This window comes from Halarchaeum nitratireducens (assembly GCF_017874695.1).
Classification (GTDB): Archaea; Halobacteriota; Halobacteria; order Halobacteriales; family Halobacteriaceae; genus Halarchaeum; species Halarchaeum nitratireducens.
This window is the reverse complement of record NZ_JAGIKY010000019.1, coordinates 1-12629: the sequence shown is the minus strand read 5'-3', so window position 1 is coordinate 12629 and position 12629 is coordinate 1. Positions and strand designations below refer to the sequence as shown.

General features: G+C 61.2%; 10 protein-coding genes and 1 pseudogene. 9 read left to right on the top strand and 2 right to left on the bottom strand.

Going from position 1 to position 12629, the window contains the following annotated elements; translation table 11 throughout:
- The first annotated feature begins 237 nt into the window (after positions 1 to 237).
- The 8 genes from J2754_RS14940 (at position 238) to J2754_RS14905 (ending at position 10133) form a co-directional block, all read left to right on the top strand.
- On the top strand, positions 238 to 1722 hold the full coding sequence (locus tag J2754_RS14940; protein WP_211087916.1) for a PAS domain-containing sensor histidine kinase: 1485 nt from the start codon (positions 238 to 240) through the stop codon (positions 1720 to 1722).
- A gap of 736 nt (positions 1723 to 2458) precedes the next feature.
- The gene (locus J2754_RS14935) at positions 2459 to 3556 is read left to right on the top strand and encodes an outer membrane protein assembly factor BamB family protein (RefSeq protein WP_211087915.1); all 1098 of its coding nucleotides are present in this window, start codon (positions 2459 to 2461) and stop codon (positions 3554 to 3556) included.
- A 340-nt stretch (positions 3557 to 3896) separates the two neighbouring features.
- Positions 3897 to 4073, top strand: coding sequence for a hypothetical protein (locus tag J2754_RS14930; protein WP_211087914.1), 177 nt, complete (start codon positions 3897 to 3899; stop codon positions 4071 to 4073).
- Between the two features lie 20 nt (positions 4074 to 4093).
- On the top strand, positions 4094 to 5239 hold the full coding sequence (locus J2754_RS14925) for an RNA-guided endonuclease TnpB family protein (protein WP_211087913.1): 1146 nt from the start codon (positions 4094 to 4096) through the stop codon (positions 5237 to 5239).
- Between the two features lie 699 nt (positions 5240 to 5938).
- Positions 5939 to 6838 carry a replication factor A gene (locus tag J2754_RS14920; protein ID WP_211087912.1) on the top strand — a complete coding sequence of 300 codons (900 nt, stop codon included), beginning with the start codon at positions 5939 to 5941 and terminating at the stop codon, positions 6836 to 6838.
- Between the two features lie 224 nt (positions 6839 to 7062).
- Positions 7063 to 8034: a homing endonuclease associated repeat-containing protein gene (locus J2754_RS14915; RefSeq protein WP_211087911.1), complete on the top strand. Its 972-nt coding sequence runs from the start codon at positions 7063 to 7065 to the stop codon at positions 8032 to 8034.
- A gap of 480 nt (positions 8035 to 8514) precedes the next feature.
- On the top strand, positions 8515 to 9087 hold the full coding sequence (locus tag J2754_RS14910; RefSeq protein WP_211087910.1) for a hypothetical protein: 573 nt from the start codon (positions 8515 to 8517) through the stop codon (positions 9085 to 9087).
- Between the two features lie 119 nt (positions 9088 to 9206).
- Positions 9207 to 10133 carry a transcription initiation factor IIB gene (locus J2754_RS14905; RefSeq protein WP_211087909.1) on the top strand — a complete coding sequence of 309 codons (927 nt, stop codon included), beginning with the start codon at positions 9207 to 9209 and terminating at the stop codon, positions 10131 to 10133.
- A gap of 109 nt (positions 10134 to 10242) precedes the next feature.
- On the opposite strand, the gene J2754_RS14900 is transcribed toward J2754_RS14905, so the two are convergent.
- Positions 10243 to 11520: an RNA-guided endonuclease InsQ/TnpB family protein gene (locus tag J2754_RS14900; RefSeq protein WP_211087908.1), complete on the bottom strand. Its 1278-nt coding sequence runs from the start codon at positions 11518 to 11520 to the stop codon at positions 10243 to 10245.
- Positions 11517 to 11654, bottom strand: a complete 138-nt coding sequence (locus J2754_RS14895; RefSeq protein WP_211087907.1) for a ribbon-helix-helix protein, CopG family — start codon at positions 11652 to 11654, stop codon at positions 11517 to 11519. The genes J2754_RS14900 and J2754_RS14895 overlap by 4 nt, the downstream gene beginning before the upstream one ends.
- 130 nt (positions 11655 to 11784) lie before the next feature.
- Here J2754_RS14895 and J2754_RS14890 point away from each other — a divergent pair.
- Positions 11785 to 12534, top strand: a pseudogene (locus tag J2754_RS14890) (biosurfactant protein 1); the annotation flags it as partial.
- Positions 12535 to 12629 lie beyond the last annotated feature (95 nt).

The following is a 12629-nucleotide window of genomic DNA, read 5'->3' as shown; positions in this document are numbered from 1 at the left end:
AAAGCCCGCGGCCGCTCGACGTCCCGCGACCGCCGCTGCGCGCCTCGGGGCTGCGGTGCTTGCGGGGTCGGGGGACGGCCGAGGCGGCCTCGCCCTTTCTGAGTCCGCCAGCACCCGGCTGTAAAATTGGTACCCTCCAGCCTCCAGCTGACAATTTCGATCGATAGTCGCCACTCACTCGGTGGCACATATATCTCAGGCATCCAAGCCTTATACCTGCGGGACCAACTGGTTCGTATGACTAAATCGCTCTCTGCCCAGGCTCTCGAAGAACTTCTTGGGGTATCCCCCGATATGCTGACGGTGGTAGACGAATCGGGCGTCATCAAGTACAAAAACCCAACCATCGAAGAGTACCTCGGATACACCCCTGAGGTCCTTATCGGGGACACCGTGTTTGACTACATCCACCCTGATGACCGCCAGCATGTGGCCGATACCTTCTACGAAACCGTCGAAGCTACTGAGGGCTACACCACGAGCGGCGTCGAACTTCGCTTCCGACACGCTGACGGGTCCTGGGTTTGGCTGGAAGCGCAAATGAGCAACAAGAAGGCGACCGAAATCGCGGGCTATGTCGTCGCCACCCACGAAATCTCCGAACGCAAGCGACATGAAGGAACGCTCGAACGGCTCCACGAAACCACACGGGACCTGATGGCAGCAACGACTACCGACGAGGTCGCAACCATCGCGTCTGAGACTGCGACAGAGGTTCTGGGCCTCCCGATGAACTCGATCCACCTCTACAGCCCGGAGCAGGATGCCCTCGTCCCCGTTGCCTGGTCCGACCGAACGGAAGAAGTGCTGGGCGGGCCACCGCCTTCGATTCCCGCTGGGGAGAGTTTGGCCGGGCGTGCATACGCGACGAACACACTCGAGATGTATGCCGACGTGCGCGAGGCTGACAACGTCCTGAATCCGGAGACCCCGCTGCGGAGCGAACTACACCTTCCCTTGGGCGACCACGGTGTGTTGATGGCAGGCTCGACGACCGTCGGCGACTTCGATACCTCCGACGAACACCTCGCGCAGGTCTTTGCGGCGAACTTGGAGGCCGCACTCGACCGGGTCGAGCGCGAGCAGGCGCTCACCGAGCGGAACGAGCGGCTCGACGAGTTCGCCGCGATCGTCTCACATGATCTCCGGAATCCCCTCAACATTATTGGGGGGCACCTTCAGTTACTGCAGGAGGAGCATGATAGCGACCATCTCGAGACGATGGCCGAGGCACACGGTCGGATGGAGACGCTCATTGAAGACCTGTTGTCGTTGGCTCGACAGGGCGACGACGTTGACGACCTGAACCCGGTGCAGTTGGGGGCGCTGGTGGAGGCGTGCTGGGGGAACGTTGAGACGGCCAACGCCCGATTACGGGTCGAGACCGACCAGACCGTCTTGGCAGACGAGAACCGACTGAAGGAACTTGTTGAGAACCTCGTTCGGAACGCCATCGAACATGGCGGTGAGGATGTGACCATTACGGTCGGCGATCTTTCTGGTGATGAAGGGTTCTACATTGAAGACGATGGACGTGGCATCCAAGAAGCCGACCGAGAGGAGGTGTTTACCAGTGGATTTTCGACAAACGCCGAGGGGACGGGGTTCGGACTGGTCATCGTGAAGCGCATTGTCGATGCCCACGGTTGGACGGTCACCGTGACTGAGGGAAGCCAGGGGGGAGCGCGGTTTGAGTTTCGCGTTCCGAGCGACGCTCGGTAGAGAGCCGTAGTTCGGCCGATCGGGCTGGTTTCAGTGGGCGCACCTACGGGGCAACGTCCGCGATTGAGACGGAATTTTTCCACCTGGAGCTCAGACGGCCCGCCCCGCTCGCCGCTGCCGCCCTCCGCGTCACTCGCGACCGACCATTCCGGGCGTGCGGGCGCTCTCCGCACCGCCCGCGCCCGTTCCGGGCTAAAATGGATGTGCCCTCGGCGCCAGCGGGTAAGCGCGAGGGGTTGCGCGGCGTGGCTGCTCACTCTCGACTGGGAGGGCTCTGGTCGAGGTGCCAAAGAACTGTTCACGGGGTGGTTTTACCAAAACTGGACAAATACTCTGGCGCATCAGCGGGCGTACTAACTGGGATACGACTCATCCGTACGGCCTTCACCAGATATTTTGCCAATTGGTGTAAATCCAGCTATGAATGCCCTCCCTATCTCGGCGTGATGCCCTCCGAACAATCGGTCTCGCCGGTGTAGCGAGCGTCGCTGGGTGCAGTTCGTTACCTCTCGGAAATGGCCCGAACGAACACCCACCAGATACACTAGGAACCTCTTGGTCGCCCTCAACGGATGCCTGGCGCTTCAAGTACGCTGATTTACAGAACACAGCACGGAGTCCCCATGAGATTCAGACGCCACCGACCATCAAGTGGCAGAACCGCATTACTGATACCTCCTCTGCCTCCCTGATCTCTGGCGAACTCGTCGCTGCGACCCCGGACCAGGTGATTACTGTGGGTCGGTCCGACAGCGAACTCCACCTGCGTGCCTACGGTGCCATCGATGGCAAGCGCCGATGGAACCGCCGTATCCAATATCAGTCAGGGCGTCGAGTACCGCGATTCGGTGGCCTCGTCAATGGCTCGCTCTACATAACTGACGGCGGCACCGATGTTATCGCCGTGAATGCAAGAGACGGCACGATTCGGTGGCGACGAGACCTCTACGACCGGGTCGCCGACGCCGTTCCCGAGAAGTTCTTATCTCCGTCGAACTCTGCGGTGGATTTTTCACCAATCCCAGTAGCGACGCCGGAGACCGTGTATATTCAGAGTAGTTACGGGTTGCACGGGATCGACCCCGGCGATGGAAGCGAACGGTGGCGGTTGTATCTGGGCGATCAAATTGACGAAGCTGCCCTTGAGGATCCCTACGGCCTAGCGGTGACTCCCCGGCGGGTGTGGGCGAGTTACGGTGGCCACGTTCAAGCGCTGTTCACGGTCCGGCTGTCTGACGGCAGCCGCGAAGTTGAGCGGACGCACCTGCCGTTCGAATTCCCGTCGCATCCGGTGGTCACTGATGACCGAGAAGCAGTCCTCACACACGATATTGTGTGGGGGACGAGCCCCCTAGAGACGTTGGCCGTGGGTGTAGCTGGCGAGGACGTGGAATGGCAGTTCCCCGGGTATGCGGGTGAGGGTGCGGCAGCCTACTCACCGGTGGCGACTGACGGCGATCACGTGTTTGTTGCTGCGAGCTACGAACAGCAGGAGCAGTTGGTCGTGTTCGCCTTGCAGGTGGCAACGGGGAAACTGGAGTGGCTCTACCGTGAGTCACTCGCGGACCGGAACGTGTCGGTCGGTGCTGGTGGTGAATTCAGGCTCTGCCAGCCTGCGGTTACCGGGGGGACGCTCGTTGTCGGATACGGAACGAATCCTGAGCAGGGGACAGGCCATGGCGAGGTAGTTGCACTCTCGCGTGCGGCGGGCCAAGTCCAGTGGCGTTCCACCCTCTCGATTGCACCCCAAGACGTAATGAGAACGGGCAACCGGCTCTACGTCGGTGGCCAACAGGGGACCGTCGTTGCATTGACAGACAACGACTCGGACTGACGGTACGCTGCTACTCCCCAGAACCAAGATATCGCGGACTTCTACGTACCAGATCGTCGCTCAATCTTGGTAGCAGCGGGCGATTTCAACAGACGAGGTTTCACTCAATAAATCTGGAATCTGAGAGTGGACCACTCCCTCGTTTCCCTGTACTTATCGCCCCGAGCCAAGTGTTACAACGGTTCTTCGATACCTCAGTCTGCCTGCGTAGTGCGGTGGTGTTTTTGAGCGCCTGCGAAGGGTGCAGGCGCGTTCGGTCGTGCCTGCACAGCACAGGTGATTCGAGATGTGTTACCACCGCCAGCGACAGGTGCACCGTCTGATAGAGGCGCGATGATCGATGTCGGTCGAACTGAACGAGATCGAAGAGGCCGAAGTCGAACTGGAGGAGTGGTTAGTCGAACAAGCCGAGAACGGCATCCCGGAGATCGTCCTAATCGGGCTCCTCCGAGACTACGCGGACGACATCGAACACCTCGGCTACGTGCCCCGAATGTGGGGCGAGTCCGACCACTGATTCACTAGCTCTTCAGTTCCATGTCAGATGAACGTATCCGGACAGTCGTTGCGACACTCGTCGAGCCAACGGCGCACAAGGAGCAGAAGCTTCGCCGTCTCCAGTCGACCTACCGCGAGGCTTTCGAAGCCGCCGTCGAGGGCGGCGCGACGACGATGACGGCGGTCAACGATATCGTGACGCCGTACGACCTCCCGTATCAGGCGAAGGACGCGCTGAAGCACCACGTTCCGCAGCTTCTTGAGGATGGCACACCGGATCTTAACGCGGCACAGCCGGTCCGGTTCACCAACCGTGCCGCCACGTTCGACCGCTCGGCGGAGCGTACCCACGAGTTCTGCTGGGAAGTGCCCCAGCCGGGCCGCGGGACGAACGTTTGGATCCCGCTCGCAATCAACCCGGCCCAGCGGAATTGGTGGGACCAGCTGCTCGCCGGCGACGCCACCGCGGGACAGTTGCAGCTCGTCCATCAACCCCGACACGACCGCTGGGAGCTCCACGTCCCGCTGACGCTCCCGACACCTGACACAGATATTGACTCCAAATCCTGCACACCGGTCGGGTTCGACGTCGGCGAGGCGATCCTGCTGACCGGCTGCGCACTCCGGAACGGCCGTCCAGTCGACCCGTTACTGGTCGACGGCGGGCGGGCCCGTGACCTCCATCAGACGCTGCGAACGACACTCCAGCGGCTGCAGGAACGCGACGCCGCCGCGTGGCGGATCGACGAGCGAGCCGCATATTTCCGGAACGCGCTCGGCGACGAGATTGAGACGGCCACCCGCCGGGCTGTCGACTACGCCGCCGGCTTCGAGCAACCGGTGATCGTCCTGGAGGCCCTTGAGTCGCTCCAAGAGGACCTCGACGTCGGGCCGCATCTCAGCCGGCGGCTCCACGCGTGGGCGTTCGACCGGCTACAGACGCGACTCGCGGACAAGGCCGCCGACGCCGGGATTCCTGTCCAGTACGTCGACCCAGCGTACACGTCCCAGATCTGCCACGCCTGCGGGCACATCGGCACCCGTCCCGAACAGGCGGAGTTCCGCTGTCCAAACGACGACTGTTGGGTGTCGGTCTATCAGGCCGATATCAACGCGGCGGCCAATATCGCCGGCCGCCTCGATCCGTGGGGTGAGAGCTGTCCCTGGAAAACCGGCCAGCGATGACACGCCACGGAGCGGGCGCACCCGTGACAGTGCCACAGGACCTCGAGAGTAGAGCCGATCACAGCGATGACGCTCACGAGTGCAGTCCTGAAACCTCAGCAACGCCTCCTGTGTGAGGGACCAGTGCGGTGAGGATGTCACTCCGGGTGGTCTGCCTGGTCGCCAGGCAGGCTCTTTTTTTGCTGTGTACGTCACGGCTCGCACCGCTCGCCGCGTTCCGCCCTTCGCGTCGCTCGCGACCGACCATTCCGGGCGTGCGGGCGCTCTCCGCACCGCCCGCGCCCGTTCCGGGCTAAAATGGATGTGCCCTCGACGCCAGCGGGAAAGCGCGGGGGGCTGCGCGCCGTCGCTGCTCACCCCCCACGCTTTCTCCGCTGGTCGCTCGCTCCGGGCGGGTCGCTGGAAGACTCACTCCGTTCGTCTTCCAAGCCCTGCCTCGCTGCTCGCGGGTCGCGGTGCTCCCCGCTCGCTAGCCCGTGGCCTCCCGCCGGTCAGCCACGCATCGCTCGGCAGGACGGCGCGCGGTGCTGGATAGTTGACCTTCTCGGGCGCGCTCTCGCTCGCGCCCAGGAGGGCGCTCGCGAAGGCGCGAGCGAGAGCGCACAGACGGTTCTGTCGGTCGTCGTCCGTTGAGGAAATCCGCGATGTTGTAGCATCGCGGAGTCGGCGCGTGAGCGCCTTCGGTCTTTGGTGAGACCAATGTCAAGTAACAGCTCTAGTAGCAAGGTCGTTTCGGTCGATGAACAGGCATTCGAGAAAGCGGGCGGTCAGGCCGTCGATGAAGACGGCTTCCCGGTCGTCGACGAGACGCCGGAGTTCGAGGCTGCGGTCGAGCAGGAGACGCAGGCGAAGGTGGATGCGAACCACCCGGACGGGATCGCGGACACGAGCAACGAGCGGATTCACGGTGTCACCCTCGAACAGGAAGAGCGCATTCGGGCGCGGGAAGCCGAACTGGAGCGCATCAGTGCCCAGGCCGAGCTGGGAACCCAGGACGGTCGCGAGCAGCGCACGCGAGAGGTCGCCGCTGAAGGGAGCAAGCAGCGCCGGCGGGAGTTCCAGAAGCGTGCCGCGAGCGTGGACCCGATGGCCGACCCCGAACGGAATGATCCCCGAGCGGAACTCTCCCAGGATGAACTGGCGACGGTGAACACGGAAGCGGACCGACTTGCGACGCGGGTGGATGGCTGGTCGCGCGCGGCGATCAGTCGACGCCTGGCCGAAGCGGTCGTCGACGGCACGGACATGACGAGTGCGGTCGTGCGGGTGTTCGAGGAGTTGCAGACGGCCCCGGGGGGAACCGTGCCCATCGACGCTCTGGAGGACGTCGATCGCGGCACGGTCACGATCGAAGGTCGTGTGGAGACGCTCTGGGACAGTAATTCACCGGCCATCCAGCAAATCGGGCTGATCGCGGACGAGAGCGGGCAAACGAAGGTGACGATCTGGAAGGCATCGGACGCGCCGTGGATCGAGGAAGGCGAGACGGTGCGCATCCACGAAGCGGCCACGAACTGGTACGAGGGCCGGATCTCGGTGGCCGTGACGGGGTGGAGCATCATCCACTTCCCGGAGCGCGGTCGGTGGTGGGAAGAATAGCCAGCTGACGCCCCTCTTTTTTGCTGTGTGCCGGACCGACCCTGACCCCGCCGCCCCACCCTCCGCTCCGTGCTCGCTCCTACCGTCGCTGCGCGCGCAGCCACGACCTTACGCACCAGTCCAACATTTATCCGGGAAACCGCGGGAAGGGATGCGCGGCCCGAGCGGGTTTATCGAGCCCCAGAAGGGTGCGGGCGCGACAACATCGCGCCCTTGAATCAACCATGTCCAAAGATCCGCATGAGTACGTCTGTGAATTCTGTGGGGAAGACTTCGAAACAGGCAGCAAGAAAGCAGGACACATCTCGTGGTATCACCGCGATGATCGCCAAGAAGAGGACTTGATAACCGAACTCCAACGGCTTGCCACCGAGAAAGGGCACCCGCCAGAGATGAGCGAAATGGACACCGAGGGCGAGTACTCGCGAAGTACGTATCTGAGCCACTTTGGAACGTGGAATGACGCGCTACGGGCAGCAGATCTCGAAGTCAAACGCCCCACAAACGTCCCGAAAGACCGGATCATCGAAGCCATTCAGGCGCTTGCTAATCAACTCGGCCATCCACCAACGGTCGACGAGATGAACAACCACGGAAAGTACTCACGGAAAACCGCAAGCAAGCGGTTTGGTAGCTGGAACGACGCCCTACGGAGTGCCGGGTTTGAACCGCATAATGAGGAAATCCCACGAGAAGACCTTCTTGCAGAGATTCATCGACTCACTGAGGAACTCGGTCACGTCCCAGCCATTGCTGATTTAGACGAACACGGCCAATACTCGATCAAGGGCTATCTTCGGGAGTTCGGTGGGTGGGATGCAGCAATCACGACGGCAGGCTACGAGCCACACACCCCGTTTCGTGGCTCTGACCATCCGCGGTGGGTCGGTGGCACAGAGCGGGATCGCTTGTGGTATGGGCCGAAATGGAGTCAGCAGCGTGAACGAGCGGTACAACGAGATGGGGTCGAGTGCCAACGACCGAACTGCGACCACACACGGACGAGCCATCGAAACCAGTACGGACGCGACCTCCACGTACACCACATTGTCCCGCTGCGGTCATTCAGAAACGAAACCGGTGAGATTGACTACGAGCAAGCGAATGCACTCGATAATCTCGTCACGCTCTGCATCGAGCACCACGCTCGGTGGGAGCAGATTTCACCACTACAACCCGATGTTCGCCATTCATAGCCGGCTAATCACGTCAGCACTTTCCTTACCCACGAACCCACCGCCAACGGTTGATTAGGACGAATTCGTAGTCCGTGGTGTTTGTCCTGCCCTCAGAGGGGTGGAGGGCGATGCAATTCGTTCTCTCGGACCCAGCTATGAGTGATCAGCAGACAACGACAAGTCGTGAGCGACTGCGAATGCATCTCGTGCAAGCACTGACTCGTACAGACTCAAACGACGTCCAGCAGCATCTGAAGGCTGCGCTGGAGGAATGGGAAAACTTGCCGGCGACACCGCTGCAAGAGTGTCCTCTCTGTGGGAAAGTCGGATTACCAGAGCGAATTCAGCAACATCACTGCGCGCCAAGGTAGGAACTCGAATCGACAACTCACAAGGTTTGCCAGACCTCCATAAGACGTATTAGAGCCGTTCGAACGGTGAATATCACCATCTTCGTTTCTGAGTCACCCTTATGATACAGAGGTGACGATATACGATATGGACCGCAATTGGCTCCGGCAGAGCGTCCTCCCCTTCTTACTGCTCGCGTATCCACTCACATTTCTGTTCTTCCAGGGCGGCCAGTACTGCCAGCCGTTGTGCTTCGAGCCGACCGCAGTGGGCGTAGCCACGTTGCTCGGTGGCCTTCTCACGGTAATGCTGGTCGCGGGTGGCCTTGGAACGTACTTTAAAGTCGATGAGCGAAGCGAAACGCACCGAATCGCCCGCTGGCTCGGATCTCCCTCACTTCTCGCTGGCGGGATACTCATGGGAGTGTTCGTCGGGTTTGTTGGCTTCGTAGCGCTCGATACGCTCTCGCTCTACGAAGCGGTCTGGAAGCCAATCATCCTGCCCCTCAGTTTCCTGCTGTTTCTCCCGGTGTGGGTACTATATATGGCGTCGTTCCCACTAGCGGTCCTGTTCTCGGTAGCTGGCATCGAATCGTCGCACCTCGTGACAACAGTATTCCGCGGCATCGTAGTAGTCATCGGGTTCCCGCTCTCCGCCGTGGTTCAGACGCTGGTAGTCTCAGCAATGGTCGAGAGGCTTCAATCTGAAGCGATCGACTAGCACGTCTGAGTCCACCAAAGCAGACCGCTATATCGCTCCCGTTCCGCGACGTGTTTATTTACCCCTGAATGGGTGAGGGGCTCGCTGTACTGGCGGGTTCCCAGAACACGGTGAGAACGATGGCAACTAGAGACATCTACGAAAGCGGATTCGACGAAGACGTCCGAACGGAATCGAGTGCGAATCAGTGTCCCGAGTGCGACGGTCGAGTCACCACGAACGCGGTCGAAACGGTCTGCGAGGACTGTGGCCTGGTCATCGATGAGCAGCGTATCGATCACGGGCCGGAGTGGCGGGCGTACGACGACGAGGAGCGCGAGCGAACGGGCGCCCCACTTACTGCGGCTCGCCACGATCGCGGCCTGTCGACAGAGATCGGTCGCGGTACCGACGCGAAGGGGAACGAACTCTCGGGGCAGAAGCGACGGCGACTCGCGCGGATGCGCCGTGAGCAGACCCGTGGTCGCTGGCGGTCGAAAGCGGAACGGAATCTCGCCCACGGCCTGGGCGAGGTGCGTCGGTTGACGAGTGCCCTCGAGCTCTCCGATTCGGTTCGCGACCAGGCGTGTCAGCTCTTCCGGAGCGCCCAGAACGAGGATCTGCTTCGTGGCAGATCCATCGAGGCCATCGCCGCGGCCAGCGTCTACGGGGCCTGCCGGTGCAATGGCCTCTCGCGGTTAGTGGATGACGTCAGCGAGATGGCCCGCGTCGCGGAGTCACGAGTCACCAACGCGTACAAAACGCTGAACGAAGAGCTGGGACTCCCTGCCGAGCCCGTCTCCCCCAGTATGTTCGTGCCGCGACTCGCCTCGGATCTCGAGTGTCCGGACGAGATCCGACAGCGGGCCCGAACGCTCGCTGAGCAGGCCGAGGAGCGGGGCGTCACGACGGGCGTTCATCCGGCCGGGTTCGCCGCAGCCTGTCTCTACAAGGCCGGTCGCGAAGAGGGCCGATGGTTAACGCAATCCGAGGCCGCGGACGTGGCGAACGCCTCGAAGGCGACCGTCCGGGCACACCGGGATACGTTGGAGGAACAGGTCGCCTGAGGCAGATCACGGTCTCTCGGACTGTACTGCATATCGGTCTACGCGGGTTATTCAAAGACGAGCATGTTCTCTGTGAACTGCCCCTAGCCCAAATGGGGCTTCCCGTGGATTAGTCGGACACTCCCTCGACACCATCGGTATGATATCCTGTAGCGGTGTCGTGGGTCACGGTTGGGGCGTCCACGGCCCCCGATGCCTGCCGTCGCACCGTCCGCACAGTGGGAAGGCTGTTGAGAGCAGGCACAGTCCACTCTTGATGTTTCTCGATACCTTTCACGGCGATGTTGACGCTTGCACTACGGTCGCTGTGGTCTTGGTGGGAACACGACCGGCACTTGAACCGCTTCTTGTGACGGTTCGCTCGTTCAGTATGTCCACACAGTGGACACCGCTGACTCGTGAACTCAGGATTTATCCATGCTGTCGGGATCTCTTCGAACGCGGCTTTGTACGACGTGTAGTGTTGGAGGGTGCGGAACGGAAGGTGGTGCAAGCGCCGGTTCATCCGCGCACCGTAGTCGATGTTGTCACGCATCTCTTTGAGGTCTTCAAAGACGATGCATGGGTTCTCGAACTGTTGGCTCCACTCGACGACGTGCCGCGACACCTTATGGAGTCGGTCGCGGACGAACCGTTCTTCCTGTCCTTCCAGTGTATCGAGTACACTCCACTTCTCTGCGTTATGGACACGCTTGCGGATCGTGAAGTAGCGGTGGCGCTCAAACTTGATTTCTGGAAACTCGATAACAAGCGTATCCTCAACGCCATCCTTGGAGAGCGCGGTCAAAGCGACGTTATCCTCGTTCAGGTCCACGCCGACAACCGTCTGTGAGTTCTGCTTATCACGAACGGCATGCTCGGTATTGGTGACGTTGACGTGCAACTCGGCGGTGCCGTCGTGGAATAGTGCTTCAGCCGTCCCGAGCCGCCACTCGTCGCTCGTGAGTGCGGTCTTGAGAACGTCGAGGTGGGCATCGTCACCGTTCAGGATTCCCTTGACGTGTTTGTACGGCTTTGCGCTGATACGAAACGCTACGTCGCCGTCGTCGGTGAGCGACAGATTGTATCCTTCCTCGTAGTTCGCCCGGAGTGGGTATGTGCCATCTTTGGTGTGGCTTGGCTGGTTGAAGTCGTCGTACTCGTAGTAGTTCTCCATCGCGCCGAGTGCCTTCGCAACGACGCGCTGTGTCGTATTTTTCACGAGGTTAGCGTCGTTGGCCACACGGTCGTGAATCACATCCCAGTCCACCCCCTGCTTGGCGAGGCGAATCGCTTCGTTGTACACCGACCGGGCTTCGAGAGTAGCGTCGTACAGCAGGCTCTCGTTGTCACTCTGGATGTCAAGCTGGAAATCCAGCGTTTTCACAAGAGCCTGCTCGTCGGTCATTCGTCGGGTTCGTCGAGCCAGTCCTTGACGAGTCCACGTACCACTTCGGACTTGGTTTTCTCGGCATCGATACACTGCTTCGAGAACTCCTTGTAGAGTTCGTCTTCGAAGTCAACGGTCAACCGTGTCGTCATCGTATGTGGAGTACTTAAATACTGAAATACTTAATAGTTGCCGACGTAAGGTGGTGTGAGAGAAGTGGAACGGTCAGTCAATCAGTACACGCTGTGCGACTACGATAATCATCTTCAGATTCAGATCACTATGAACGGTCGTTACTCCGACTTTGAGGAACTGCGGCCGACCGGCGAGGCATCCCACATTCCGGACACGAGGCTGGACGACGGCTGTGAGGGTGCCCCCCGGCGGCAACGCGTCGCGACGAGCGCTGGTGGCTATCCTGATGTGGCTACGGCCGCCGATGGCGAGTGCCGGTCCTGTGGGGCGTCAGTCCCAGACGGCCAGACGAAATGCCGGTTCTGTCTCACTAACCATCTCGGGAGTGACGCCACTAGCACGAACGAGACAGCGTCGACGACGTGCCTCGGCATCGTCCACCTGGTCGTCGAGTCGACCACGTTCTACGGCGCCGTCGCGAAGGGCGGCGCCGCGGCGAACCTCCTCACCGCCAACGAGGCGGAGCCAGCCGTCGACGACTACACACTCATCTACGACCTCGACGAGGCACCGGCGCGCCAGCTGGCCGAACAATGGCCCTCACTTCCCGACGCGGTACAGGTGGCGTCAGCGGAGGGAGAGCGGCTTCTCAATGCCGCCCGTGACCGGACTGGATGGCACGGGCAGGAAGCGTCGGAGCGGCAGGAGCAGGCCCCGACGCGGCTCTACGACCAGCGTGGGGACGGCATCCGCGACGCGTCGCGTCTCGATGCGGTCCTCGACGACGCCGACGACGCGGTGTGGCTGGTTCCAGCGATAGCGCTGACCGAATCCGCCGGCGAAGCTGGGGCTGATCGGCAGGCGTCGTCGGTACCGACGACGCAGGAACTCGACTGTCCATCCGTCTTTAGTTAAGCCTCACACCTCGGTTGTGTAGCGGTAGCGAGCGTCTCTTGTAAGATTGGTCGTCGCTTGTGGATCTTTTGAGCGTC